Raw genomic sequence first — 26,928 nt, forward strand, 5'->3', positions numbered from 1 at the left:
GCCGAGCAGCCCAGCGATAGCATTCCGCCCCGATGAAGATGCTTCATGCAATTGCGAGTTCGCACGCGGCGTCGGTCCGGCGGCGCGGGCGGCGGGCGCGAGCTGCCGCTGCAGCAGTGGCGCTCGCAGCCCTGCTGGGCTCCGTGCTGCTGGCGACTCCCGCAGCAGCGCAGGAACGGCCGACGAACTACACGCGCAGCGGGCCCAACCTGACGCTGGTGCTGGCGAACTGTGAACGCTCCGCCGACACCGTGGCGGCGGTGGAACTGGCCCGGCATTCCCGCAACGCGGCCGCCGCCTGCCTGAGTGCAGACGGCGTGCCCGAAGAACTCGCAGAGCTCATCGCCGCATTTGCGCCTGATCGTGTGATGGTCCTCGGCGGTCCCGATGCCGTGCCGCCGCTGGTGATGGACGATCTGGCCAAAGCAGTGCGTTCGGCCTACCGGTGGGGCGTGCTGCAGCAGCTCGACGGCGCCACCCGCGCCGAGACAGCCGCAGCGGCAGCCCGTATCGGGCTGGACACGCCCGAGCGCGTGGGCCCCGACACCATGGTGCTGATCGTGGCCGACGGCTGGAACGACGCCGACATCAACACAGCGAGGGAGTTCGCCGCAGGCTTCGAAGATGTCGCCGTCACCTACTTCTCGCCTGCCACGATCGCCGACGGCCTGTCCGAGGCGACCGTGTCGCTGATCACCGACTACCGACCGGCGCGGATCGTCTTCGCCGGGCTCGCCGACGAGCACGACCTGGCCGCTGAGGCGGCGGTCGAGGAAGTGCTGCAGGCGATCGAGTCAGACGTCTCCGTGGAACGGGTTGCGCTCGCAACCGACACGCCGTCCCCCGCCGTGGAGGTGGCAACGCTCACCAGCGACGCACGCACGACCTTCGAGGCCATCAGCCGGGGTGAACGAATTCGACCCGCTGTCGCCGACGAAGGCGAGCGGCCGCCCTTCCTGGCGCTTACCGAGGCATCGGGCCTCCGGGGCATCGGCTCCACGCTGTTCACGGTTCGGGCCGACGGCAGCGAACGCATGCTCCGCACCGTCGACCACAACGGCTGGGAATGGCACGACAGCGACGGGCGGCTGACATGGTCCGACGATGAGGAGCAGGTGCTGGTGGCCGCTCCCGGCGGCGAAGCCGAGCCGGTGGGGCCCGAGGGCACGTGGCCGTGGCGGTCGCCCGACGGCGAGCACCTCCTCGTCTGGAACAACGCCGACACCGACGACAACGACCGTCTCGATTCCTTCGAGGCGTTGCTGTTCGACGCCGACGGCACCCTGATCCGCAGCTTGGGCCAGATGGATGTGCGCACCTGGTACTACGGCGACATCCGCGACTTCATCTGGTCGCGTGACAGCGCCTACCTGGCGTACGTCACCGAGCACACCGACTCCGAGACGGGCGAGGACGTCAACGAACTGCGCATCGAACCGACCGACGGCAGCACCCCGCCGGTCACACTCGCCGAGGATGCCGCCATCCTGCGCTGGTCGCCCGACAGCAGGCACCTCCTCTACGCCACGCCGCACGAATGCGAGGCCGACCCGGCCCATGAGGGCTGGAGCTTGTGGATCGCGTCTGCCGACGGCAGCGAGACACGCGAGATCGGCCCGATCCACTTCCACGCATGGACGGTGGTCATCACCCATCCGTGGTCGCCCGACGGCAAACACTTTGCCTATGAAGCCATCGATTCAGACGACTGCTCGGCGGAGTTGCGCATCGAGTCGGTGGACGGCGACGCCGAACCGGTGAGCATCGCTGAGAAGGTGGAGTTCCTGGGGTGGTCGCCAGACAGCACCTACTTCGAGTACGGGGAGGTAACCGACCGCCCGGTGACCGACTACATCACCCCCGAACTGTCGTGGGTGGCCCATCGCGACGGGAGCTCGAAGCGCTTCATCGGCGAGGTCTCCCCGTCCCTCTACGGCTGGATCTTCTGGTCGCACGACGGCACGTACCTCTCCTACACCGAGATGCTGCGCGACGACGACGGCGAGGTGGTGGGCCTGGTCGCCCGCGCCGAGCGAACCGACGGAACGGGCGAGGTGACGACGCTGGCAGAGGCGGGCAGCTCGCTGTCGTGGTCCGACGACGGCCGTGTCGCCTACGTGGCACAGCACGACGACGACGGCGACGGTGTGCCGGAGCGGGAGGCGTTGTATGTGCACACGCCAGGCTCGCCGGATAGCGATGTGGAGCTCGTGCGCGAGTTGCCCGCGCCGACGCGGGTTGCCATCTGGTCGCCGACCGACAGCCACCTGATCTACGCCTCGGGATCGATCGAGTCGCTGGTCGGCTGGTTCCGTGACCGCAGGGGTGGAGTGAACGTGTGGGGCATCGAGACCGGCCAGCCCCGGTGGATGCATCGCCTGATCACCGATGTCACCTGGGGCGAGTGGCAGCCCGAGATCAAGCCAGAGGCCGCGGCTGAGGCCGACGCCGAGTAAGAGGTTGAGCCCCGGGGCCGAGCGGCCCGCGAGCCCAATCGCATGAGAATGAGGAGCTGGAGCGGAACGCGCAGGGCGAAGCCGTGGCCGCTAGGGCTCTACGGCCGCCAGGCGGTACACCGTGCCTGCTGCGCTGAGCGCGTAGAGCTCACCGTCGGCGTCCTCGCCGAACGACACGAGCGTGTTGCGCGGCACTGACACGCCCAGATCGATGCGCTCGGCTGTGCCGTCGGGGCCGCGGACGAGGCCCCACAGGTCGCCCGTGCAGTAGTCGCCGAACACGTAGGTGCCCGCAAGCGCCGCGATGGCTCTGCCCCGGTAGACGTAGCCGCCGGTCACCGAGCAACCCTCGTCGTGGGTGTAGGTGTAGACGGGGAACACGAGATCAGCGGGCGACTCGCCGCCGCTGAAGCGCTCGTTGCCCTCGAACAGCGGCCAGCCCAGGTTGGCCCCCGGCAGCCAGCCCTCAGCTGCGGGCAGCACGTGGATCTCTTCGATGCGGTTCTGGCCGACATCGGCGATCCAGAGGTCGCCGGTCAGCCGGTCGAACGAGAAGCGCCACGGGTTGCGAGCGCCGTAGGCCCACACCTCGGGCGCTTCGCCGATCGCTGCGAAGGGGTTGCCGGCAGGTATCCCGTAGCCCTGCCCCGAGGCGGGGTCGGGGTCGATGCGGGCCATCGTGGCCAGCAGGGTGGAGCGGTCTTGGCCCTGACCGAAGACGTCGTCCGCCCCGCCGCCGTCGCCGAAGCCGATCCACAGGTTCCCATCGGGCCCGAAGGTCAGGTCGCCGCCGTTGTGGTTGCACGCCGGCTGATCAAGCGCCAGCAGCACCCGCCGCCGGTCGGCCTGGGGCGTCTCGCCGTTCATGGGCATCACGGCGATCCGGCTGTTTCGGGCGGTGTCGGTGTAGCTGAGGTAGAGCTGCGACCCGTCCGGGCTGAAGGTGATTCCCAGCAGCCCGTTCTCGCATCCTTGGCTGACCCTCGAACCGAAGTCGGCCACGAGCTGCGGAGCGGCCCCGGCATCAGCGCCGCCATCGTCGTCGCGGCCGTCGGTGGGGTCCAGCAGCCACACCTGCCCAGTCAGGGTCGCGACGTACCGCTGGCCGGTTCCGGGCCGAGCGACCAGCGCTATCGGCGCTTCGATCTCGGCCACCGGCACCAACTCGAACCGTGCCTCGGCCAGCGACGGGCCATCGCCGTCGGCCGATCGCGCACTCGTCTGCGGCGTCGTCGCCGATCCCGGCACATCTTCTGCGATGTCGGCGTTGTCAGGCGCGCCCGCTGGACGTGGCTCGTCAGCTGTGGCTGATGCGGATGCTGCGTTCGCAGGGACGTTCTCGTTGCTCGCCGGCGCGGGAATGGAACTGGCTGGTAAGTCAATGGTCCGCAGCGCAGGCGGTGCCGTCACGACCGGTGTCGTTCCTGCGAATGCAGGGTCGACCTGCTCGACGACCGTCCATTCGTCGGGATCGCCAGACGTGATCCCGCACGCGCCCGCCACAAGTGCCACCGCAATCAGTGCCGCCGATGCGCGTGCCAGCCTCACGGTGGCCGACCGTACCTACAGCGCTGGTGCAGAATCACGCGGGATGGACAGCGGAGGTGACCTGATGGGTGCGCACGGCGGCGACGTGGATTGGGGAGCGTTTGCGGCGGCCAGCCCGGAATTGGCCGCACGCATCCAGAAGCGCTTCGAGAGCCACCTGCATGCGGTCATGGCCACGATCCGCGCTGACGGCGCCCCTCGGATGTCGGGCATGGAAGCCCCGATCCGAGACGGCCATCTCTGGCTGGGGATGGACCGCAACTCGCGCAAGGCCGCCGATCTGTATCGCGACCCGCGGTTCGGGCTGCACTCAGCGCCCGAGAGCGGCGAACTCAAAGCAGGCGATGCCCGCATCGAAGGCACGGCAGTGCCGGCCGACGCCAACCAGCTCGAGACCTTCATGCGCGGGCACCATCACGAGATCGACGACGCAACACCGATGGCCCTGTTCACCGTGAGAATCGCTCACGCCGTGCTCGTGCGGGTCGATGGTCAGCAGCTCGTCGTCGAAACCTGGACGCCCGCAGGCGGCCTGACCGAACGGCGCCTCAGCTAGTACCTCCCCCGGCCTCCCGGCAGATCTGTCTGCGGCAATCCGCGCAGACGGGCGGGCCGTATCGACACGTAGAGTTCCCGCAGGGAGGCAGTTCATGGGCGACTGGTGGCAGGCTCTGACCGGCGATCTGCAGATCTTCTATGCGATCGCCTTCATCTCCAGCTTCTTCCTGCTGGTGCAGATTGCGCTGCTGGCATTCGGCATCGGAGCGGATGTCGACATCGGCGACGACGACCCGAGCAGCGGGTTCCTCTCGATCCGGACGTTGACCGCGTTCTCGTTTGCATTCGGCTGGACGGGCGTCCTCATGAAGCAGGCAGACCGCTCCACAGCTCTGTCAGTCGGCGTCGCTATCGCCGCCGGTCTCGCAGTGTTCCTTGCCGTGGGCTTCTTGTGGCGCTCGTTTGCGAAGCTCGGCGAGAGCGGCTCGATCGACTACCAGTCCGCCGTGGGCGTACACGGCACCGTCTATCTCACGGTTGCTGCGAACCGTTCGAAACCCGGCAAAGTCGAAGTGATGGTGCAGGGACGCCTGCGGGTCATCAATGCCCTGACGGAGTCCGACGAGAGCCTGCCGGCGCAGACTGCCATCACCGTCGTCGGCGTCGTCGACCCTTCGACCGTGCTCGTGGCACCTCACTAGCCTGACCTTCCCCACCACTCAATACGAGAGGCAAATATGGCTGTCATCGCCCTCGCAGGTGGCATCTTCGCCATCCTGCTGATCGCCCTGCTGTGGATCTCGTCGCGCTTCAAGCGCTGTCCATCCGACCGGATCCTCGTGGTCTATGGACGCGTCGGCGGGGAAGGCGAGTCGGCGAGGTGCCTGCACGGCGGCGGAGCCATGGTGTGGCCCATCGTGCAGGGCTACGCATACCTGGATCTGACGCCCATCCCGATCGAGATCAAGCTCCAAGGAGCGCTCTCCCAGCAGAACATCCGGGTCAATACTCCAGCGACGTTCACGGTCGGCATCTCGACCGAGCCCGGTGTCATGCAGAACGCTGCGGAGCGGCTGCTGGGCCTGTCGCTGCTCGACATCGAGAACTTGGCCCGCGACATCATCTTCGGCCAGATGCGCGTGGTGATTGCCACGATGCCGATCGAGCAGATCAACGCCGACCGCGAGCAGCTCATCACCAACATCACCGAGTCGCTCGAGCTCGAACTTCGCAAGGTCGGGCTGCGCCTCATCAACGTCAACATCCAGGACATCACCGACGAATCGGGATACATCGACGCCCTCGGCCGCGAAGCAGCGGCCCGCGCCATCAGCGAGGCGAAGGTCAAGGTGGCCGAGCAGGAGCGCGACGGCGACATCGGCGCCGCCGAGGCCCAGCGCGAGCAGCGCATCCGTGTGGCGCAGGCCAACGCCATTGCAACCGAAGGCGAGAACGAATCGCATGTGGTGATCGCCGAATCTGCCAGCGAGCGGCGCCAGAAGGAAGCCGAAGCCGAACGTGCCGCCAACGCTGCCGAACGCGTCAGCCAGGCCCAGGCCGAACAGGAATCGTTCATGGCTGAGGCAGAAGCCGAGCGGGTGCGCGCAGAGCGCGACAAGGCCGCGCAGGACGCTGACATCGTGGTGCCCGCTCAGGTGGAACGCGAGCGGGTGCGGACGCTGGCCGAGGCCGAGGCCGACCGCATCAGGCTGGTCAAGGCCGGCGAGGCCGACGGTCAGCGGCTGCTGATGGAAGCCGAGGCATTGGGCTTGCTGGCGTTGCTGACCCGCCGCGCCGAGGGCCTGGGCGCGCTGGTGACCGCCAGCGGCGGGGCAGCGCCAGAAGCAGCGCTGCTGCTGGTTGCCGAGCAACTGCCGAACCTCGTGGCCGAGCAGGTGAAGGCGATCTCGAACCTGCAGATCGACAAGATCACCGTATGGGATTCCGGCGGCGGTCCCAATGGCGAGAACGGCACCACCGCCAACTTCATCTCCGGCCTGATCGGCGCGCTTCCCCCGCTGCACGAAGTTGCCAGCCAGGCGGGCATCCGGCTGCCGGAGTTCTTGGGCGAGCTCGACAACGCAGACACCGTCGAGCGGCTGCGTCAGATTGCCGAACAGCTTCGTGACCGCTCGGCAAACGCGGACGTCACCGAGGCCGAGGTGGCCGAAGACGGCGGCAGCAACGCCGACGTCTAGCGAGCGCGTCTAGGGAGCGACCCCTGGATCGTCGGGCGGAGTGTCGGCGGTCCCGCTGTCCTCGTTGCCGACTGGATTCGCATCACCAGCAGGTGCGAATTCGGGGAGGCGGCGTTCGTGGAACTCGACGGGCGGCGTGCTCGGCTGGCGGTTGCGCTTCATCCGCAGGTTGAGCGCTTCCACCAGCACGGCGAAGCCCATGGCGAAGTAGATGTAGCCCTTCGGGATATGGAACTCGGCGCCTTCGGCCACGAGCGACATGCCGATGAGCAGCAGGAACGCCAGCGCCAGCATCTTGACCGTCGGGTGCTTGCCCACGAAGCGCATCACCGGCCCTGACGACCACAGCATCACGCCGACGGCAATGACGACCGCGGCGATCATCACGCCGACCCGGTCGGCCATGCCCACCGCAGTGATGACCGAGTCGAGGCTGAACACCAGGTCGAGCAGCAGGATCTGGATGATCACCCGGGTGAACGTGGCGCCTGCCCGGTCGCCCGCGTCGTCGTGATCGTCGCCTTCCAGCTTGTGGTGGATCTCGAACGTCGACTTGCCCAGCAGGAACAGCCCGCCGCCCAGCAGGATCAGATCTCGCCCCGACAGCTCGTGGCCGAACACCGAGAACAGCGGCGTCGTCAGCCGCACGATCCACGAGATGCCGAGCAGCAGGAGCACCCGCATGCCCATGGCCAGCGACAGGCCCACGACGCGGGCGCGCTCGGCTTCCTTGCCGCCCAGCCGTCCGGCAAGAATCGAGATGAAGATCACGTTGTCGATGCCGAGCACGATCTCGAGCACCGTCAGTGTGACCAGAGAGATCCAGACCTCAGGATTCGCGACCCATTCCACGAGCGCACACGCTAGAGCGAGCGCGTGTCACGCTCACTGCTCGCTCTGGTGCGGGGTATCCACCGCGGCCCACCAGGCGTCGAGGCGGCGGCGGACCTCGGCGTCGCCCAGCTCGCCTTCGGTGCGGCGCAGCTCCAGCAGGAACTTCATGGCGCGGCCCACGTCGGGCCCCGGCGAAAGCCCGAGGTGGGTCATCACCTCGTCGCCGTTCAGCTCGGGCCGCACTTCCTTTTGGGCCTGCTCGCGGGCCAGCCGGGCGATGCGCACCTCGAAGCGGTCGAGCGCGTCGTGCAGGGCCTCGACACGCTTCACGTTGCGTGACGTGCAGTCGCTGCGGACCATGTCATTCAGATCGCCCAGCAGCGGACCGGCGTCGCGGGCATACCGGCGCACGGCAGCATCAGTCCAGCCGGTGTCGTACCCCTTGAAGCGGCCCGACAGGTGCACCAGGCGGGCGACTTGCGACGTCAGATCGTCGCTGTAACCCATCTCGGGCATGCGACGGCGGGTCATCTTCGCCCCCACCGCCTCGTGGTTGCGGAACGTCACACCGCTGTGGGTGATTTCGCGGGTGAGCGGCTTGCCGATGTCGTGGAACAGCGCGCCGAGGCGCACCCGCAGGCGGGGCGGGCTCTGGGCCACCACGGCGATCGTGTGGGCAAGCACGTCCTTGTGGCGGTGGATCGGGTCCTGCTCCAGCGCCAGCGCCGGCAGCTCGGGAAGGTGCTCGTCGGCCCAGCCGCTGTCGACCAGCTCCCACAGGCCCGGGCGCGGATCGTCGACCACCAGCACGCTGTTCAGCTCGTCGCAGGGCAACACGGCGCCTGCGTCGAGCTCCAGCTCGTCCACATCCGCGCGTTGCTGCGAAGCCATGCCTCCATGATGCAGCCCTGCGAGCGGTCCTCCAACCATGTTTCTTGGGGTTTCGCGTATCTCGGGCTGCGAGCTGCCCGCGGGTTCGCCGCGCGCAAATGAGACCGGTCTATGTTCGACAGACGGGTCGTTTTGGACGAGATCGAGGAACAGCGTGGCAGCGTCGTTCGTGCACCTGCACACCCACACCGAGTACTCCCTGCTCGACGGCGCGGCGCGCGTCAATGAGGTGGTCGCGGCGGCGGCAGCCGACGGCCAGCCGGCGCTGGGCATCACCGACCACGGCAACATGTACGGCGTCCTCGACTTCTACCGGGCCTGCAAGACGTACGGCATCAAGCCGGTCATCGGCACCGAGGCCTACATGGCACTCGAGAGCCGACACGAGCGTCCCAGCCGCAACCGGGCCAAGAACGCCAAGGTCGACGACACCGGCGACGACGGCGAGGGCGGCGGGAAGCTCTACTACCACCTGACACTGCTGGCCCACAGCGACGCCGGCTACCGCAACCTGCTCAAGCTGGCCAGCCGGGCCTTCCTCGAGGGCTACTACTACAAGCCCCGGATGGACTGGGAAATGTTCGCCGACCACGCTGAGGGGCTCACGGCCACCACCGGCTGCCTCGGCAGCGTCGTGCAGCAGGCCCTGCTGAACGGCGACTACGACGAGGCCCGCCGCCGGGCCGGGCGCCTGCAGGACATCTTCGGCCGCGACTCGCTGTACGTGGAGCTGCAGGACCACGGCATCGACGCCCAGCACGACTGCAACCCGCAACTCCTGCAGATCGCTCACGATCTCAACGCGCCCCTGCTGGCCACCAACGACCTGCACTACACCCACCAGCACGATGCGGTGGCGCACGACGCGCTGCTCTGCGTGCAGACCGGTTCGCTGCGCAGCGACGCCGACCGATTCAAGTTCCACGGCGACCATCACTATCTCAAGTCGGCCAAGGAGATGCGGGAGCTGTTCAGCGAATTCCCCGAGGCGTGCGACAACACGCTGGCCATCGCGGATCGGGCCGAGACCAACATCTCCTTCGGCCAGGTGCTGCTGCCGCACTTCGAGGTGCCCGCTCCCCACGCCGACGCCGACGCCTACCTGTCGCACCTGGCGTTCGAGGGGGCGAAGCGGCGCTGGGGCTCGAACGTGCCCGAAAGCACTGCTGCACGCATCGCATACGAGCTGCGGGTCATCTCCGACATGGGCTTCAGCAGCTACTTCCTGATCACCTGGGACCTCATCCGTCATGCCCGCGAGAGCAACATCCGGGTGGGACCGGGGCGGGGCTCGGCGGCAGGCTGCGTGGTGGCCTACTGCCTGGGCATCACCGACCTCGACCCGATCAAGTACGGCCTGCTGTTCGAGCGCTTCTTGAACCCGGCACGCATCTCGATGCCCGACATCGACATCGACTTCGACGACCGTCACCGGGACGAGATGATCCACTACGCGGCGCGCAAGTACGGCCATGACCACGTCGCGCAGATCATCACCTTCTCCACCATCAAGGCACGGGCGGCGGTGCGCGACGCAGCCCGGGTGCTGGGCAAGCCCTATGCGCTGGGCGATCGCATCTCCAAGGCCATGCCGCCGCTGATCATGGGGCGCGACACCCCGCTGGGCGCCTGCCTCGAGCGCGACGACAAGCACGCCGACGGGTACGCGGCCGCTGCCGAACTGCGCACCATGTACTCCACCGACGACGAGGTGCGCGAGGTGGTGGACGTGGCCCGCGGCCTCGAGGGCCTCATCCGCCAGGACTCGGTGCACGCCGCGGCGGTGGTGATCAGCCCTGAGCCGCTCACCGAATACCTGCCCATCCAGCGCAAGCCCGAGTCGGGCAGCGACCCCGACGAGGCGCCGATCGTCACCCAGTTCGACATGGGCGGCGTGGAAGACCTGGGCCTGCTGAAGATGGACTTCCTGGGGCTGCGGACGCTGTCGATCATCGACGATGCGGTAGGGCTCGTGGAGCGCAGCAGCGGCACGCAGCTCGACATCGACTCGGTGCCGCTCGACGACGCCGCCACATTCGAGCTGCTATGTGCGGGCGACACGATGGGCGTGTTCCAGCTGGAGTCGACGCCGGTGCGGTCGCTGCTGCAGTCGATGCGCCCCACCCGCTTCGAGGACATCTGCGCGTTGGTGGCCCTGTACCGGCCCGGGCCGATGGCCGCCGACATGCACAACAGCTACGCCCACCGCAAGAACGGACGCCAGCCCGCCACGCCGCCGCACCCCGATCTCGCCGAGCTGCTCGATGAGACCTACGGGCTGATGATCTACCAGGAGTCGATGATGCGGGTGGCCCAGGAGATCGCCGGCTACTCCATGGCCGAAGCCGACGACCTGCGCAAGGCGTGCGGCAAGAAGAACCGCGAGCAGATCGCCGAGCACCGCACCAAGTTCGTGGAAGGCAGCGTGGCGAAGGGCTACACGGAAAACCTGGGCAAGCAGCTCTTCGACATCATCGAGCCGTTCGCCGATTACGCATTCAACAAGAGCCACGCCTTCGCCTACGGGCTGATCGCCTACCAGACGGCCTACCTGAAGGCCAACTACCGCACCGAGTTCCTGGCGGCCGTGCTGACCGGCTCGAAGCGCAACATCGACAAGGCGGGCGTGTACCTGGCCGACTGCCGCCAGTCGGGCATCGACGTGCTGGTGCCCGACATCAATCGCTCCGAGCTCGACTTCACCGCCGACGGGCGCACCATCCCGTTCGGGCTGTCGGCAGTGCGCAACGTGGGCGTGAGGGTGGCCAAGCCGATCCTGGACGAACGCGCGGCCAACGGCCCGTTCGCCGACTTCGAGGACTACTGCATGCGGGTGCCACGCGAGGTGCTCAACAGGCGATTCACCGAGTCGCTCATCAAGGCGGGCGCTTTCGAGACGTGCGGGCACAGCCGGGCGGGGCTGCTGCGGGTGTTCGAGCAGGTCGTCGAGTTTGCACTGCGGCGGCGTGAGGAGGCAGCCGCAGGGGTGCAGTCGCTGTTCGGCGGCGGCAACGGCCGGGCCGACAGCGGCAACGACGACGGCGGGCCGGGCTTCGACGAGCGCATCGAGGTGCCCGACATCGAGGCCTCCGAGCGCGACACGCTGGCGTGGGAGAAGGAACTGCTCGGGCTGTACGTGTCCGACCATCCGCTGCGCGGCGGCGAGGCCCAGCTTCGGCGATCGGTGACCTGCCCGGTGTCGGGACTCGGCGACCTGCCGCCCAGCCACGATGGCGGCCAGCAGTGGGTGACGCTGGGCGGCGTGGTGCAGAGCCTGCAGCGCCGCTACACGCGCGGCGGCGACCCGATGGCCCGGTTCATGCTCGAAGACCTGTCCGGCTCGATCGAGGTCACCCTGTTCCCCAAGGGCTTCGCTGCGGCGGGCGCCACGCTGGCCGAGGATGCGGTGCTGCTGGTGCGGGGCCGCCCCGACCGTCGCGGCGAGGGCGAGACGACGTTCCTGGCGAGCGAGGTGGAGGCGCTGGAGTTGCGCAAGGGGCCCGTGCCGGTGTCGCTCGACGTGGAGCGGGTGGACATCGACGATCACTGGCTGGAAGCGTTCGAGCAGATGCTGTCGGACTACCCCGGCGATGCGCCGGTGCACATCCGGGTGGGCGACTCGGTAGTGCAGCTGCCAGAGTCGCGCTGGGTGGATGCCCGCACGCTCGCCGGACCGATGCGGGAACTGCTCGGCGCGGACGCCGTGCGCACCTAGCCGGCGGCACCGAGCGATCGGCTGCGGCGGGCCCCGAAGCCGAGACCTCCGCACGGGTCGCTCCGCCATGCCGGGGCCAGACCACTAGTCTTTCCCGGTGGCTGCGAGCGCAGCCGGCCCCATCACCGCGGCATCGGCCGCTGAACAGCTGCTTCAGGAGAACGCATGAGCGACGCCGATACCCGCAAGGTCGACGGAAAGGCGCTCGAGGACCCGCACAAGATGATGGTCCCGTTTGCGAAGTTCAAGAGCTTCGAGTTCGCCGACAAGCTCTGGGTGCTCGGCGGGCTGCTGTTCCTGATCATCCTGATCAACATCGTCTTCTCCGGCGGCACCGGGGGCTAGTCGCCGCTGCATGTCATCCGCACTACGCACGTCGCCTGCGCTGTTGCCACAAGCTCAGCCGGCTGCGACCGGCGGCCATCGATCTCGGTGAGCACGAATCACGCCCGCGCAGAACGCCGCATGCTGAAATTCGTTGGAATGCGCGGCACCGAGACAGGGAAACTGTCCTTATGAGCGGCAGCAACGGCGCAAACCCGGGTGATGCGAGCGACGGACGCGCCGCGGTCACGGTGGTGCTGCCCGACGGGCAGACCCGGGAGCTTGCCGGCGGCGCGACCGGCGCCGATCTCGCTGCGTCGCTGGGGCGGCGGGCGGCCAAGGACGCCTTGATCGCCGTTGCCGACGGCGAGCAGCTCGATCTGAACCGGCCCCTGCCCGACGGCGCGTCGGTGTCGCTGGTGTTCCCGTCGTCGGACGAGGGGCTCGAAGTGCTGCGCCACTCCACCGCCCACGTGCTGGCCCAGGCGGTGCTGCGGCTGTACCCCGGTGCCACTTTCTCGATCGGGCCGCCGATCACCGACGGCTTCTACTACGACTTCGACCTTGGCCTCGACGACAGCGGGCGGCCGCGCACGTTTTCCGATGAGGATCTCGAGGCCATCGAAGCCGAGATGCGAGCCATCGTGGACGCTCGCCAGCCGTTCATTCGCGCTGAGGTGGACCGCGCTGCTGCCGATGAGCTGTTCGCCGCGCACCCCTACAAGATCGAGATCCTCGACGGCGAGGCCGACGACCCCGCGTCGGGTCCCGAAGGCGGGGTGATCACCACCTACCGCAACACCGACGAGTTCGTCGACCTGTGCCGCGGCCCCCATGTGCCCGACACCGGGCGGCTGGGTCACTTCAAGCTCATGCGCGTGGCGGGCGCGTACTGGCGCGGCGACGAGAACCGCCAGATGCTCCAGCGCATCTACGGCACCGCGTGGGGCTCGAAGGCCGAGCTGGCTGCACACCTGGAGCGGTTGGAGGAGGCCGCCAAGCGTGACCACCGCCGGCTCGTCACCGAGCTCGACTTGCTGAGCTTCCCCGCCGAGCTGGGCGGCGGGCTGGCCGTGTGGCATCCCAAGGGCTCTGTGATCCGCAAGATCATGGAGGACTACAGCCGTGACCGCCACGAGGCGGGCGGCTACGAGTTCGTGTACACGCCGCACCTGGCCAATGCCCGGCTGTTCGAGACCTCCGGGCACCTCGACTTCTACGCCGAGGGCATGTACCCGCCGATGGAGATGGACAACGGCGTCTACTACCCCAAGCCAATGAACTGCCCGATGCACTGCCTGATCTTCAGTCAGCGCCAGCGCTCGTACCGGGAGCTGCCGCTGCGGCTGTTCGAGCTGGGCACCGTGTACCGCTACGAACGCTCTGGCACCTTGCACGGGCTGATGCGGATCCGAGGATTCACCCAAGACGACAGCCACATATATGTGCCGCCTGAGCAGCTCGGCGACGAGATCGAGGGGCTGCTCGACTTCGTGCTGTCGGTGCTCGGTGCGTTTGGTTTCGACGAGTTCACGTTCAAGCTGTCCACCCAGGATCCCGACAAGTACGTGGGCGACGACGAAGGCTGGGAGCGCGCCACCGCAGCGCTGCGGGCTGCCCTGGACCGGCGGGGCTACGACTATCTCGAAGCGGCGGGCGAGGCGGCCTTCTACGGGCCGAAGATCGACATCGACGTGCTCGACGCTGTCGGGCGCTCATGGCAGCTGTCGACCATCCAGGTCGACTTCAACCTGCCCGAGCGGTTCAACCTGCGCTACACCGGCGCCGACGGCGAAGTGCACCGGCCGATCATGATCCACCGGGCGCTGTTCGGCGCGATCGAGCGGTTCTTCGGCGTGATGGTGGAGCACTATGCGGGTGCGTTCCCGCCGTGGCTGGCGCCGACCCAGGCGGTGGTGCTGGGCGTGCGGGCCGATCACGACTCGTTTGCCGAGTCGGTGGTGGCTCAGCTCGGCGAGGCGGGTTTCCGGGCCGAGACGGTGCCGGCAGATGATCCGCTCGGGGCTCGGATCCGTCGGGCGAAGCTGGACAAGGTGCCCTACGTGCTGGTGGTGGGCGACGACGACGTGGCCGCGGGCACGGTGGGCGTGAACCCCCGTGGCCAGAAGGTGCGCCGCGATGTGCCGCTCGCTGAATTCGTCGCACAACTGGCCGACGAAGTCGACAGCAAAGCCACTGATGTGGGTTCTGCCGAGCAGGGCTGAGACAGCGTGCGCGGAGTCGCGACAGTCGGAGGCATGCGGCCCGCAGTCCCCGTTGCCGGTGCAGAATTGCCGACGATGAGCTGCAGGCGCATGGCTCCAGCAAATGGCGTGACGTGAAGGCGCTGGTCTTCGAGCGCAAGGAACTGCGGTTTGCCGCGGCGATGGCTGCGGGAAAGCTGAAGCCGGGTTCAGGGGCGGGCGTGGGCCCGCTGCGGCTGACCGAGATGGATCCGCCCGAGCTGCCCGACGCCGGCTGGCAGTACGTGCAGACGGCATTGTCGGGCATCTGCGGTTCCGACCTGGCGACGGTGGACGGGAAGGTGTCGCGCTATTTCGAACCGCTCGTGTCGTTCCCGTTCGTGCCCGGGCATGAGGTGGTCGGCCACACCGCCGACGGCTCCCGGGTGGTGCTCGAGCCGGTGCTGGGCCACGAAGCGCACGGCTTCGCCCCGCCGTGGCCCGAGGCCGCACCTGCCGACGGCGACGACTACGGCCACCTGATCGGCGGCCAGATCGAGGCCGGGCTGCAGACCGGGTCGTGCGCATCTACCGGCGGCGGCTGGTCGGAGACGTTCGCTGCGCATGAATCTCAGCTGCATTCGCTGGGGTCGCTCGGCCCGCAAGAGCTGTCGGACGAGGCCGCAGTCATGATCGAGCCGACCGCGGCCGGCGTTCACGCGGTGCTCCGGTCGGGCGTGACCGAGGGCGGCACGGCGGCGGTGATCGGGGCCGGCACGATGGGCCTGGTTGCAGTGGCAGCGCTGCGCCAGCTCACCGGTGTCGCGGCGATCGTGGTGGGCGCCCGCTACAGCCACCAGCGCCGCTTGGCCCGCGAGCTCGGCGCCGACTTGGCCGTGTCGCCCGATGAGCTGGGCCGGGCCGTGCGCCGGGCTGCCGGCACCCGGGTGATCGGCGAGACGCTCGGCTCGGGCACGCACGTCACGATCGACGCTGTGGCCTCGTCGGAGTCGCTGACCGACGCCATCGCCCTCACCCGCCCCCGCGGCAGGGTGGTGGTGCTGGGCATGCCCGCCAACGTCGAGCTGAACCTCTCCGCGCTGTGGCACCGCGAGACCGAGCTCGTCGGTGCGTATTGCTATGGCACCGAGCCATCGCTGGATGGGGGCCACACCTTCGAAGCCGCCATCAAGCTGGTGCGCGACCGCGACCTGGGCCGCCTGGTGTCTGAGCTGTACCCGCTGGAGGAGTACCGCAACGCCCTCGAGCACGCCGCCAACGCCGGTGCTCGAGGCTCGGTCAAGATCGCCTTCGACCTCCGCGACAACTGAATCTCTCAGGGGTTCCATAGAAAACGCTCAGCCCGAGGTCGGTTCCGCGGCAGACAAGCACGATTACGGTTCGGCGCTCAGCCTCCGTTTGATAGTTCGCGGCACTAGCTGCCTCGTTCTCAAGCGGGGGCTGTTGTGATTTCACATCCCCCATCAGAGGCAGCGGCCCGGCCGCAGTGTCTCAAGGAGCGCGTCCCCCGTGCGATACCTCCCCCCGTTCCGTCGATTCGTCGCGCCCGCAGTCACGCTGGCTTTCGTCCTGGCGGTGGCTGCACCGCCTCCGGGCCAGGCCCTCAGCGTCGACGCCGCAGACACGGGCACCGATGCCGTTGGCGACACCGACGACGACACGGCCGCCGGTTGGGTTCCTGACGGGGGCAGTGCGGTCTGGGAGGCAGACCTGACCGTCGGAGGCGACACGACGTCGCTGGGGTACAGCTCGTCGCTAGGCGGCGATCTCACCGATGGCAGCTTCAGCTGGGACGGCACCGACTATCGCGTGACCGGCGTCACCTTCACCCTGGCGTCGGCCGGCGCCGACACCGGCACGGTCAGCTTCGACATCGACCCCGCACTGTCCGGCGAAGCCAGTGCGCTGCGGCTGCAGCTCGGCTCACTCGGGCTCAATCTCGCCGACGCACGCATCGACGGCGGCACTCACACATGGAGCGACATCGAGCTCGACTGGGAGAGCGGCGACTCTGTTGCGGTCGGCTTGGAAGAGTTCCCGCAGCACTTCACGCCCCGGGCGTTCGACGGCCGCCGCAACAACGCAGACAACCCGACATGGGGCTCGGCCGGCACCGCACTGCTCAAGCTGGCGGCCGACGCGTACGCCGACGGAGTGTCGACGCCGGCCGAAGGACGGCCGAACGCCCGCACCGTCAGCAACCTCGTTGCCGCTCAGGACGGGTCGGTGCCGCACTCGTTACAGGGCAGCGACATCGTGTGGCAGTGGGGCCAGTTCATCGATCACGACATCACGCTCAGTCTCGACAACACCGACGAGGCGTTCCCGATCGCGGTCCCGAGCGGCGACTCGGTGTTCGATCCGGCGAGCACCGGCGAGATGACCATCCAACTCCACCGCTCCGCGTCCGACGCCAGCACGGGCACAGGAACAGACAATCCGCGCCGGCAGATCAATGCCCTCACTGCATTCGTCGACGGATCGCAGGTGTACGGCTCGGATCGTGCACGCGCCAGCGCGCTGCGCACCAACGACGGCACCGGGAAGCTCATCACCTCGGGCGAGGGCAAGTTCCTGCCGTACAACGCGCAAGGGCTCGAGAACGAGGGCGGGGCGCATCGCACCAACCTGTTCGTGGCAGGCGATCTGCGGGTCAACGAGCAGATCGGTCTCATCGCGATGCACACGCTGTTCGTACGGGAGCACAACCGCCTCGCTGATCTCATCGCCGACGAGAACTCCGACCTCAGCGGCGACGAGATCTACGAGCTGGCCCGCAAGATCGTGGGCGCCGAGATCCAGAACATCACCTACAGCGAATTCCTGCCGCTGCTGCTCGGCTCCGACGCACTCGGCACCTACGAGGGCTACGACCCCGATGTCGATCCGACCATTGCGAGCGAGTTCTCTGCTGCGGCCTACCGGGTCGGCCACACCCTGCTGTCGCCGAACCTGCACCTGCTCGACGACGACGGCGCGTCGTCCCACGTCGGGCTGCGGGATGCGTTCTTCCGCCCTGCGTTCTACGACGACCATGACATCGCAGAGGTGCTGCGCGGCTTCGCGACGCAGCAGGCCCAGAACGTCGACGCGCTGGTCATCGACGACGTCCGGAACTTCCTCATGCGCGGGCCGGGAGGTCCGGCATTCGACTTGGCGGCGCTGAACATTCAGCGGGGCCGCGACCACGGCCTCAGCGATTTCAACACCGTGCGTGAGGCGTACGGCTTGGACCCGGCGGCGAGCTTCGCGGACATCAGCTCGGATCCCGCTGTCCAACAAGCACTCAGCGACGCCTACGGCGACGTCGACGGTCTCGACCTGTGGCCTGCCGCTCTGGCCGAAGACCATGTCGACGGCGCATCGGTCGGCGAGACACTGCAGGCCGTCATCGGTTAGCAGTTCCGGCGCCTGCGCGACGGCGACCGCTTCTGGTTCGAGAACGATCCGTTCTTCGTGGCTAATACCGACCTGCTCGACGAGGTGCGCGACACCACGCTCGCGGACATCATTCGCCGCAACACCTCCGTCGAAGACGAACTGAGCGACAATGTCTTTGTCGTCTCCGACGGCAGCGAAACCGCGAACGGCTCGGTGTCCGCCGACGGCGCTGCATTGGATGGGGCCGCCAGTCTCGGCAAGCTGGTCGCTCGCCAGCCTGCGCCCGCGACGGTCAAGTACACGCCACCGCTGGTGTTCTACTAGGCGGCCTGCGGGCCAGGGTCGGCGTGGACTGAGTGTTCACCCGGGAGACAGGGTTCGTTTGCTTGTGAGTGGCAGGCTGTCCCGGTGCCGCAGCTGCGTGAGACCACGGCCAGCCGTCTGACGTCGGAGCTCGTGGGGACGGGGTTCCTGCTGCTCAGCGTGGTGGGCTCGGGGATCATGGCCGAGCGGCTCAGCCCGAACGACGTGGGGCTGCAGCTGCTGGAGAACTCGATCGCCACGGCCGGTGCGCTGACGTGTTTGATCCTGCTGTTCGGGTCGACGTCGGGGGCGCACTTCAACCCGGCGGTGACGCTGTGGGCGCGCCTCGCCGGCGACCTCGACAACCGCATGGCCGGGCTGTATGTGGTGGTGCAGGTGGCCGGCGGGATCCTGGGCGTCATGGCTGCCAACGTGATCTTCGAGCTCGATGCAGTGTTCTGGTCAACCAAGGACCGGATCAGCGGGGCCGCCTTCCTGTCCGAAATCATCGCCACGTTCGGGCTGGTGATCGTCATCATCGGCGTGGTGCGCTCGGGCAAGACGCAGTTCGTGGCCTTCGCCGTGGCTGCCTACATCGGCGGGGCGTACTTCTTCACGTCGTCCACGAGCTTCGCTAACCCGGCGGTGACCGTGGGTCGCATGTTCTCCGACACGTTCGCCGGCATTGCTCCGGCCAGCGCGCCGCTGTTCATCGTGGCGCAGTTCATCGGCGCGCTCGGCGCCATCGGCGTGGCCCGGGTGACCCACCCGTCCCGCTGATCTGAGGGGCTGGCGGCTACTGGAGGGTTTCGGCGAACTCTCTGGCGAGGTAGGTGAGGGTCAGGTCGGCACCGGCCCGCTTGATGGCCGTGAGGTGCTCGACCGCCGTGGCCGCCCCGTCGATCCAGCCGTTCGCAGCGGCCGCCTTGAGCATGGCGTACTCGCCCGACACGTGGTACGCCGCCAGCGGCAGGTCGAAACGGGCCCGGGCCGCAGCGATCACGTCGAGATACACCAGCGCCGGCTTCACCATGATGATGTCGGCGCCCTCGGCGATGTCGAGCTCGATCTCGGCCATGGCCTCGCGGGCGTTGGCGGGGTCTTGCTGGTAGCCCTTGCGGTTGCCCCCGCCGGCGATGGTCACGTCGACTGCGTCGCGGAACGGCCCGTATTCGGCCGAGGCGTACTTCGCCGAGTAGGCCATGATCGGCAGGTGCTCGTAGCCATTCCGGTCGAGCGCCTGGCGGATCGCCCCGACCTGGCCGTCCATCATCCCCGAGGGGCCCACCATGTCGGCACCGGCCTCGGCCTGGGCCAGCGCCACCCGCTGGTACAGCTCGAGCGTGGCGTCGTTGTCGACATCGCCGTTGTCGGTCACCACGCCGCAGTGGCCGTGATCGGTGTACTCGTCGACGCACAGGTCCGCGATGATCGCCATCTCCGAGCCGTGGTCGTCACGCAGGTTGCGCAGTGCCACCTGCACGACACCGTCGGGGTTCCAGGCCTCTGAGCCCACCGGATCCTTGCGGGCCGGCAGGCCGAACAGGATCACCCCGCTGATGCCCAGGTTGGCCAGCTCGTTGACCTCCTTGCGCAGCGACTCCTGGCTGTGCTGCACGATGCCGGGCAGCGAGCCGATCGGCTGCGGCTCGGCGACGTCCTCACGCACGAACAGCGGCGCAATGAGGTCGCTGGGCGTGACGGTGGTTTCCGCAACAAGCCGGCGCAGCGCCGGAGTGCGACGCAACCGACGAAGGCGGCGAGCCGGAAAGGTCACCCCGTCATGCTATTGGGGCTCTGCGCTCGAGGAAGCAGTGGGTGCCTGTGCTGTAGCCGGAGGCGGTGCGGATACCGCGGGCGGATCGACAGCCGGCGGGGGTGCGGACGCCGACGGGGATGTGGTCGCCGGTTGACCAGCAAAGGCGAGCGGCGGAGCGGCGATGCCGAGGTGCGCCTTGACCGTCGCCATGTCCATCACCAACTGCGCGAGCGTCTGCTCCACCCGTTCGAGGCGCCGCTCCACCCTGTCGATGCGCCCGTCGAGACGGTCTTCGAGTCGGTCAACACGCCGGCTGAGCGAACGGCAGCACATCAGGCTGGCAGTGAGATTGAAGCTCATCACGACAGTCACTGCGGCGAGGATGGAAAATGTCGACGCGTCCATGGGACTTCCTTTCGGAACGGTAACAGGCGGGTATGCCGCCCTGTGAGTCCGACGAACTGCCAGCGATACGGATCTGCGCAGCGATGCGCTGCTATGCAGCATAATAGATTGTTTCAATATTTATTAGTAATTTTCAATCTTTTCGAGGGTCATCGAGTTTGGGCGGCGCAGGCCGCTCGCGGCGACTCGAATGGAACTCGCCCAGGCGGCGCGCGCGCAGGCCGGTGGCGTGACATGGGGTGGCGAGCGGCATAGGTTCGCTGGCGTGGAGATCGGGTCCGAGAGCTGGTGCACGGCTATGTCCGATGTGCTGGCGGACGTGGAGCTTCCGGAGGTGCAGGCCACCGTGGAGCAGCGGATCGGCGGCGGCAACGGCGGGCCGGTGGTGGCCTACCGGCTGGTGATCGACAGCGGTCGGGCGCATCTCGAGCCGGTGCCTGCCGATGCTGAAACGGCACGCGGCGAGTCGGGCGAGCATGGCGAGGTCGGCGAGACGGTGGTGATGAGCCAGTCGCGGGAGACGGCGGAGGCCGTGCGGCGGGGTGAACTGGGGGCGCTGGCTGCCTTGCAAGCAGGGCTCATCACAGTGAACGGCGACGTGCGGGTGCTGATCGCGGCATCCGAGGCGCTGGCGCTCGTGAACACGGCGCTGGGCCAGGCGCTTGCTGACGGGGAAGACAGTGCTTCGACCGGCGATGCCGCTGCTACTGACGACGGCGCCGATGGCGACAGGCCAGACGGCCCCGGCGATGCTGGTGGGACGAGCGAGCCTGACGGACCCGGCGGGGGCTGACGCTTCGTGCCGGAGATTCCTGAGATCCGGGCGCACGCTGAACGACTGGAAGCGCTCGCTGCTGGCGAGGTGCTGAAGCGGTTTGAGCCGCTGTCGTTCACGGCACTCAAGACCGCCAGCCCGCAGCCGAGGGAGGCCGTCGGCTGGCCGCTGCGCAGCGTGGGCCAGCGAGCCAAGTTCCTGCTGCTGCGGTTCGCTCCCCCGTCGCACAACGCGGCCGACGATGGCGAGGCCGCAGCCGACAACGTTGGTCAGGCCCCGCGCGACGGCGGCGGAGTCGCGGCCAACGATTCGAGGACAGACAACGCGGAGTGTGACGAAGAGGGGCTGACGTTCCTGGTGCATCTCATGCAGGGCGGCAGGCTGCGGGTGCTGGAGCCCGATGCGAAGCGGCCCCGTCGGCCCCGCGACGGGCTGGCCCGCTTCGAATTCGAAAGCGGCCTGGGGCTGCTGCTCACCGAGCCGGGCACGCAGAAGCGCGCCGGCGTGTGGGTAGTAGCCGGCGATCCGGCCGGGGTTGAACCGCTCGGCCGCCTGGGGCCCGAGGCCACCGACCTCGACGCTGCAGCCATGACCGAGCTCATGGCGGCGCATCCGTCCCGCCTGCACAACTTCCTGCGCGACCAGCGGGTGATCTCGGGGCTCGGACGGCGGCTGGCCAACGAGATCTGCCATCGGGCCAAGCTGTCGCCATTCGCACCTACCGGGCGGATGGACGCCGACGGTGTCGAAGCAGTCGTGGCTGCGATCAGCGCCGTGGTCGACGAATCGCTGGCCGCCGAGCGGCAGCTCCCCCAGATGAGCCGATCGGCCGAGCGTCCCTCGGCGGTGCACAGCCGCACCGGCGAGCAGTGCCCGGTCTGCGGCGACGTGGTGCGGGCCGTCGAGTACCGCGACTACTCGGTCAACTACTGCGCCAGATGCCAGGCCAGCGGGCGGGTGCTGGCCGACAACACCACCAGCAAGTTCCTCCGCTGATGCACTGGCGGCATCCGCGCCGCCCGTCAGTCCCCATCGGGAATGCGGCACCGTGAGCGCCCACATCGACGCAGCATCGGCAACGGCTTCCACGCGGGTGTGACAGGCCCGGTGCGTCTGACAGGCGCCGGTTAGGGTGCTGCGCGAAATTCACCACACCAGCAACGCCCGCCGGGCGCGAGGAGCACACCATGAGCGACGACGGAATCAAGCTGGGCCTGACGGCCGACGAGGTGCTGCAGTCCACCCGGGCGGTGCGCAAGCGGCTCGACTTCGACCGGCCGGTGCCCGAATCGGTGCTGCGGGAGTGCGTCGAGATCGCCGTGCAGGCGCCGACGGGTTCCAACATGCAGGGCTGGCACTTCGTGTTCGTCACGGAGCGCGACAAGATCGAGGCCATCTCGGCGCTCTACAAGCAGGGCTTCGACGCCTACCGCAACAGCCCCATGTATGCCGGCCGGGTGGGCTCGGGCCTCGGCGCCCAGCGAGAGGCCCAGCAGGCTCGGGTGACCTCCTCGGCGGAGTTCCTGTCGGAGAACATGCATCGCAGCCCGGTGCTGTTCCTGCCCTGCATCACCGGCCGCACCGACGATGCCCGCATGATGGTGGGCCAGGCCGGCTCGATCATCCCCGCAGCGTGGAGCTTCATGCTGGCTGCCCGCGAGCGGGGTCTCGGCACCTGCTGGACCACCCTGCACCTCGGCTACGAGCGCGAGGCCGCCGAGATCCTGGGCATCCCCTACGACAACGTGCGCCAGTACGCGCTGAGCCCGGTGGCCTACACCGTGGGCACCGACTTCAAGCTGGCCACCCGCACCGATCTCGACTCGGTGATGAGCTGGAACTCCTGGAGCCGCTGAGATGGCTGGCGAGTCGAACGCAGCGTTGTTCGACCTGTCGGGCCGGGTGGCGGTGGTCACCGGCGGGTCGCGCGGGCTGGGCCGCGAGATGGTGCTCGCATTCGCCCGGGCCGGCGCGGATGTGGTGATCGCCTCGCGCAAGCTCGACAACTGCGAGGCGCTGGCGGCCGAGGTGCGCGACACCACCGGCCAGCAGGCGCTGGCGGTGGAGTGCCACGTGGGCTACTGGGACCAGAACGACGCCCTGTGCGAGCGTGTCTATGACGAGTTCGGGCACTGCGAGGTGCTGGTGAACAACGCCGGCCTGTCGCCGCTGTACCCGTCGCTGTACGAGGTGTCCGAGGGGCTGTTCGACAAAGTGATCGACGTGAATCTGAAGGGGCCATTCCGGGCCTCGGCGGTGTTCGGCAAGCGCATGTACGAAGCGGGCGGCGGCTCGATCATCAACGTGAGCTCGGTGGCAGCGGTGGCGCCTTCTCCCAACGAGACGGCCTACGGAGCGGCCAAGGCGGGCATCCACGCCATCACGCAGTCGTTCGCCCGGGAATATGCGCCCCGCGTGCGGGTGAACTGCATCATGCCCGGGCCGTTCCTCACCGACATCTCCAAGGCCTGGGATATGGACGCCTTCAACGAGCGGGCCGAGAACGAGATCGCTCTGGGCCGCGGCGGCGAGGCCGACGAGGTCGTCGGCGCCGCGCTCTACTTCGCCTCAGAGGCGTCGAGCTACACCACCGGCTCGGTGCTCAAGATCGACGGCGGCACCGCCTGGCAAACCGGCTGAGCGCAGCCCCAGTTTCAGGCCGCCATTTCGAGAATGGCGGCACAGCGTCCGACGCGGCCGTCGATGAGTTCGACGAGGCGCTCGGCGAAGTCTGCCGCCCCGCAGTCGGCGATGACCGGATCAGCCGCTGCCTCAGCGACGGCAGCTGGAACACGGCGGACGAGGTCGGCTACGCGTGCGACAACGTCATCTGCATCGAGTCCGAGTTCGCTCGCAGACTTCAGCCATGCACCGGGACGGTCGGCCCGCGTCAGCCGGTAGCCGTCACCGATCTTCATCGCCAAGTTCACCTTGTGACCCTTCGAATCGTCGTACGGCAGGAACGAAGCGACATCGAACAGCGGCGCGAGCCGCGCCCACGAACCATGCAAGAGCAGCGCGTAGTTCTTGGCATGGGCATCGGTGCCCGCGATCAGCCAGTTGAAAGCGAGCGCATCCAGGAAGCGCCACACGTCTTCAGCGGCTAGCTGACCCGGCACCACCGAACGCAGCAGACTGGCAACGTCTTGAGCCCCGGGCCCGCCATCGGATTGGTACTTGTAATCCGGGTGCACAGACAGGGCTTGGCAGAGGTCTTCCTGGTGAAGGCGTTGCACCTGCGGGCCACGCCAGACCCGGTCAAACCGCTCGACCACGATCGCTGTCTCATCTTCGAAGGTCATCAACGACGTTCGCACTGCCGGCAGATCCGACTTGGCCGCGGCGGCGAGGCAGAGATACTCGTTGACCTGACTCCAGCGGTACTCGGCAATCGCAGGCTTGAGAATGTGTGTGCTCGGCAGCGAGCCACTCGCCAGATACCACTGCCCGTCACGGCGGTGCAGCGCAGTCTTGGCCTGCGCACCGCCGAGGCTGAACTGGCCGCGGAAATCACTGCCGAACCACAACGCGCGGTTGGCACGCAAGTCACGCAGCCGCACAGCGATGTCGGCCTCGCTCATCATCTTTGCCTCAGCCGCTCGCTCCGAAAGCGCGTCGATCTCCGACGGAGGGCACAGCTGCACAGCCCCGGGACAGTCACGGCCGATTGGTGTGCTCAACAGCGAGAACGGGTTTGCGCTCGACACAGAGAACTCACGGCCCCAGCGCCGCAGCACTTCGCGGTCGTCGGGCAGCAGGCCCCACAGCCATGGCGTAACGACCGGGTCGTCGTAAGCAGCCGACGACAGCGGCATTGACACCGACAGTGGCGTTGCTGCGGGATCGGCGCGGTAGCTGTCGTCGTAGCGAAGCCGCAGCTTGCCCGCGGTGGTGAGATACAGCTCAGCAGCAATGTGCCCGCGCAGCAACACGACGAGAACGCTGTCAGTCATGGTGCGCGCACGAGCGCTCGGAACTGGAGCTCCCGGCGTTCCAGTCAGCGATGTACCGATTGAGATCGAACCGGTCGCTCCCGGTGCCGAGGCCGGTAAGGACATCAGCATCAGCCCGAACGAGACCGAAGCCGAGACCCAGTGCGATCATCACGCGCAAGACCCCTTCCAAAGAAACCGTCGGCTTGCCGTTCTCGAAACTCGACAGCCACGGGCGGGCCACGCCAGCCTTGCCCGCCAAGATCGCCTGCGACCAGCCGCGCTCCTTACGGGCCGCCGCGACGGCTGCTCCAAGGTCGCGGCTGGTGAGCAGCGGACGAACTGCGTTTGCAGTCTCCATATGGGGACACTCCGGACATATCGTTGATTAGTAACATAATATGTATGTCTCTGAACATTGACAAACATTGATTGTCGTCGTCAAGCTACTCCAAATCGCGCACCCTCTATGTTCCGCTGCAGGACGTGCAAGGGATGCATGACAGAACGGAGATGCCGACATGACCACATCGCGGATCACTTACGCTGACGCCGCGAGAGCGGAGATTGCGTTCACAATTCTGAACACCATGCGAAAGGTCCACCATCTGGTGGGAGCGAGTGCGGAAGCCTCACGCGGGTGGTGGACCACCAGCAAGGCAGAGCTGGATGGCCGAACGCCATCGGAGGCTGTCATCGCTGGCGATCACGAGGCCGTGGCCCGACTAGTCGATTCGTACCTCGATCCAGACTTCGTCTAGCGACAAAGCCACAGTCGCACTCAAAGCCTCGTTCGGCAGGTCGGCTGAAGCCGTTGCGGCTACGTTGAGCGCCGCCGCGGGCCGTGCGCAGTGCCCGACGAGCACTGGAGGATTGCTGTGGGGACGACGAAGCGACTGTCGACACTGAACCGGTCGATCGAGGGCCGGGTGGCGCTGATCACCGGCGCCGGCATGGGCCAGGGCCGGGCCACGGCGCACCTGTTCGCCGACGAGGGCGCGCACGTTGCGGTGACCGACCTTGGCCAGGCCGAGGTGGACGCCGTGGTGGCCGAGATCAACGACGCCGGCGGCTCAGCGGCAGGCTGGACGATGGATGTGGCCAACCGCGACCGCGTCAACCAGGTCACCAACGAAGTAGCCGAGCGCTTCGGCGGCATCGACCACGTCATCAACAACGCCGGCATCTCCCGCTTCTCGCCGATCGACGCCGAGGAATACGAGGACAACTGGGCCATCTCCCTCGAGGTGCTGCTGACGGCGCACACCTACACCGTGCGGGCGGCGCTGCCGTACCTGCGCCAGTCCGATGCGGCCCGCATCGTCAACATCGCCTCCACCGAGGGCTGGGGCGCCACCAAGTTCGGCTCGCCCTACACGGCTGCCAAGCACGGCGTGATCGGGCTCACCAAGTCACTGGCGGTGGAGCTGGGCCGTGAGGGCATCACGGTGAACTGCATCTGCCCTGGGCCGATCCGCACGGCCATGACCGCGGAGATCTCCGAGGAGCACAAGACGATCTTCGCCAAGCGCCGCACCGCCCTGGGCCGCTATGCCGAGCCCGAAGAAGTGGCCCACGGCACGCTCAACTTCTGCCTGCCCGCCAGCCAATACATGACCGGCGCCGTCCTCCCCGTAGACGGCGGCCTCCTCATCAAAAACGCCTGACCGTCTCGCCCTCGAACGCCGCCGCGGCCTGCAGAAGC

At 67.8% G+C, this 26,928-nt stretch carries 21 protein-coding genes and 1 pseudogene; 15 read left to right on the forward strand and 7 right to left on the reverse strand.

Annotation, left to right across the window (positions count from 1 at the left end):
- The first annotated feature begins 32 nt into the window (after positions 1-32).
- Complete coding sequence (locus ACOQPE_RS03825) at positions 33-2,456, forward strand: hypothetical protein (RefSeq protein ID WP_420610585.1); 2,424 nt, start codon at positions 33-35, stop codon at positions 2,454-2,456.
- 90 nt (positions 2,457-2,546) lie between these two features.
- On the opposite strand, the gene ACOQPE_RS03830 is transcribed toward ACOQPE_RS03825, so the two are convergent.
- A complete protein-coding gene (locus tag ACOQPE_RS03830; protein WP_420610586.1) occupies positions 2,547-4,004 on the reverse strand; it encodes a PQQ-dependent sugar dehydrogenase in 1,458 nt (485 codons plus the stop codon).
- Between the two features lie 43 nt (positions 4,005-4,047).
- On the opposite strand from ACOQPE_RS03830, the gene ACOQPE_RS03835 reads away from it, so the two are divergent.
- From ACOQPE_RS03835 to ACOQPE_RS03845, 3 genes are all read left to right on the forward strand, one after another.
- Positions 4,048-4,560 carry a pyridoxamine 5'-phosphate oxidase family protein gene (locus ACOQPE_RS03835; RefSeq protein ID WP_420610587.1) on the forward strand — a complete coding sequence of 171 codons (513 nt, stop codon included), beginning with the start codon at positions 4,048-4,050 and terminating at the stop codon, positions 4,558-4,560.
- A gap of 94 nt (positions 4,561-4,654) precedes the next feature.
- On the forward strand, positions 4,655-5,203 hold the full coding sequence (locus ACOQPE_RS03840) for a hypothetical protein (RefSeq protein ID WP_420610588.1): 549 nt from the start codon (positions 4,655-4,657) through the stop codon (positions 5,201-5,203).
- A gap of 36 nt (positions 5,204-5,239) precedes the next feature.
- A complete protein-coding gene (locus ACOQPE_RS03845) occupies positions 5,240-6,700 on the forward strand; it encodes a flotillin family protein (RefSeq protein ID WP_420610589.1) in 1,461 nt (486 codons plus the stop codon).
- Between the two features lie 9 nt (positions 6,701-6,709).
- On the opposite strand, the gene ACOQPE_RS03850 is transcribed toward ACOQPE_RS03845, so the two are convergent.
- Complete coding sequence (locus ACOQPE_RS03850) at positions 6,710-7,552, reverse strand: TerC family protein (RefSeq protein WP_420610590.1); 843 nt, start codon at positions 7,550-7,552, stop codon at positions 6,710-6,712.
- A 33-nt stretch (positions 7,553-7,585) separates the two neighbouring features.
- Positions 7,586-8,425, reverse strand: coding sequence for an HDIG domain-containing metalloprotein (locus ACOQPE_RS03855; RefSeq protein ID WP_420610591.1), 840 nt, complete (start codon positions 8,423-8,425; stop codon positions 7,586-7,588).
- Between the two features lie 154 nt (positions 8,426-8,579).
- Between ACOQPE_RS03855 and dnaE the strand changes: the two genes are divergently transcribed.
- From dnaE to ACOQPE_RS03885, 6 genes and pseudogenes are all read left to right on the forward strand, one after another.
- Positions 8,580-12,140: a DNA polymerase III subunit alpha gene (gene dnaE, locus ACOQPE_RS03860; protein WP_420610592.1), complete on the forward strand. Its 3,561-nt coding sequence runs from the start codon at positions 8,580-8,582 to the stop codon at positions 12,138-12,140.
- A 165-nt stretch (positions 12,141-12,305) separates the two neighbouring features.
- Positions 12,306-12,485 carry a hypothetical protein gene (locus tag ACOQPE_RS03865; RefSeq protein ID WP_420610593.1) on the forward strand — a complete coding sequence of 60 codons (180 nt, stop codon included), beginning with the start codon at positions 12,306-12,308 and terminating at the stop codon, positions 12,483-12,485.
- A gap of 170 nt (positions 12,486-12,655) precedes the next feature.
- Entirely contained in the window at positions 12,656-14,689 is a 2,034-nt protein-coding gene (thrS, locus tag ACOQPE_RS03870; RefSeq protein WP_420610594.1) for a threonine--tRNA ligase, read from the forward strand.
- Between the two features lie 113 nt (positions 14,690-14,802).
- Positions 14,803-15,978, forward strand: coding sequence for a zinc-dependent alcohol dehydrogenase (locus tag ACOQPE_RS03875; RefSeq protein ID WP_420610595.1), 1,176 nt, complete (start codon positions 14,803-14,805; stop codon positions 15,976-15,978).
- 499 nt (positions 15,979-16,477) lie between these two features.
- Positions 16,478-18,373 (forward strand): annotated as a pseudogene (locus ACOQPE_RS03880) (peroxidase family protein).
- Between the two features lie 84 nt (positions 18,374-18,457).
- Complete coding sequence (locus ACOQPE_RS03885; RefSeq protein WP_420610596.1) at positions 18,458-19,132, forward strand: aquaporin; 675 nt, start codon at positions 18,458-18,460, stop codon at positions 19,130-19,132.
- A 16-nt stretch (positions 19,133-19,148) separates the two neighbouring features.
- On the opposite strand, the gene hemB is transcribed toward ACOQPE_RS03885, so the two are convergent.
- Together hemB and ACOQPE_RS03895 are read right to left on the reverse strand one after the other, a co-directional pair.
- The gene (gene hemB / locus ACOQPE_RS03890) at positions 19,149-20,129 is read right to left on the reverse strand and encodes a porphobilinogen synthase (RefSeq protein ID WP_420610597.1); all 981 of its coding nucleotides are present in this window, start codon (positions 20,127-20,129) and stop codon (positions 19,149-19,151) included.
- A gap of 9 nt (positions 20,130-20,138) precedes the next feature.
- Positions 20,139-20,516 carry a hypothetical protein gene (locus tag ACOQPE_RS03895; protein WP_420610598.1) on the reverse strand — a complete coding sequence of 126 codons (378 nt, stop codon included), beginning with the start codon at positions 20,514-20,516 and terminating at the stop codon, positions 20,139-20,141.
- A gap of 265 nt (positions 20,517-20,781) precedes the next feature.
- Between ACOQPE_RS03895 and ACOQPE_RS03900 the strand changes: the two genes are divergently transcribed.
- The 4 genes from ACOQPE_RS03900 to ACOQPE_RS03915 all read left to right on the forward strand — a co-directional run bounded on the left by ACOQPE_RS03900 (position 20,782) and on the right by ACOQPE_RS03915 (position 23,931).
- Positions 20,782-21,309 (forward strand): hypothetical protein, encoded by a 528-nt coding sequence (locus ACOQPE_RS03900; protein WP_420610599.1) that lies wholly within the window; start codon positions 20,782-20,784, stop codon positions 21,307-21,309.
- A 6-nt stretch (positions 21,310-21,315) separates the two neighbouring features.
- Positions 21,316-22,287, forward strand: a complete 972-nt coding sequence (locus ACOQPE_RS03905) for a DNA-formamidopyrimidine glycosylase family protein (protein WP_420610600.1) — start codon at positions 21,316-21,318, stop codon at positions 22,285-22,287.
- 191 nt (positions 22,288-22,478) lie between these two features.
- Positions 22,479-23,147: a nitroreductase family protein gene (locus ACOQPE_RS03910; protein WP_420610601.1), complete on the forward strand. Its 669-nt coding sequence runs from the start codon at positions 22,479-22,481 to the stop codon at positions 23,145-23,147.
- Between the two features lies 1 nt (position 23,148).
- Positions 23,149-23,931, forward strand: coding sequence for an SDR family NAD(P)-dependent oxidoreductase (locus ACOQPE_RS03915; protein WP_420610602.1), 783 nt, complete (start codon positions 23,149-23,151; stop codon positions 23,929-23,931).
- Positions 23,932-23,945: 14 nt separating this feature from the next.
- On the opposite strand, the gene ACOQPE_RS03920 is transcribed toward ACOQPE_RS03915, so the two are convergent.
- Positions 23,946-25,244, reverse strand: coding sequence for a type II toxin-antitoxin system HipA family toxin (locus tag ACOQPE_RS03920; RefSeq protein ID WP_420610603.1), 1,299 nt, complete (start codon positions 25,242-25,244; stop codon positions 23,946-23,948).
- Positions 25,237-25,584 carry a helix-turn-helix domain-containing protein gene (locus ACOQPE_RS03925; protein ID WP_420610604.1) on the reverse strand — a complete coding sequence of 116 codons (348 nt, stop codon included), beginning with the start codon at positions 25,582-25,584 and terminating at the stop codon, positions 25,237-25,239. Before ACOQPE_RS03925 ends, ACOQPE_RS03920 begins: the two co-directional genes overlap by 8 nt.
- A gap of 517 nt (positions 25,585-26,101) precedes the next feature.
- Here ACOQPE_RS03925 and ACOQPE_RS03930 point away from each other — a divergent pair.
- Complete coding sequence (locus ACOQPE_RS03930; RefSeq protein ID WP_419916784.1) at positions 26,102-26,890, forward strand: SDR family NAD(P)-dependent oxidoreductase; 789 nt, start codon at positions 26,102-26,104, stop codon at positions 26,888-26,890.
- The last annotated feature ends 38 nt before the right edge of the window (positions 26,891-26,928 follow it).

The sequence above is a fragment of the Candidatus Poriferisodalis sp. genome, assembly GCF_965219595.1.
Classification (GTDB): domain Bacteria; phylum Actinomycetota; class Acidimicrobiia; order Acidimicrobiales; family Poriferisodalaceae; genus Poriferisodalis.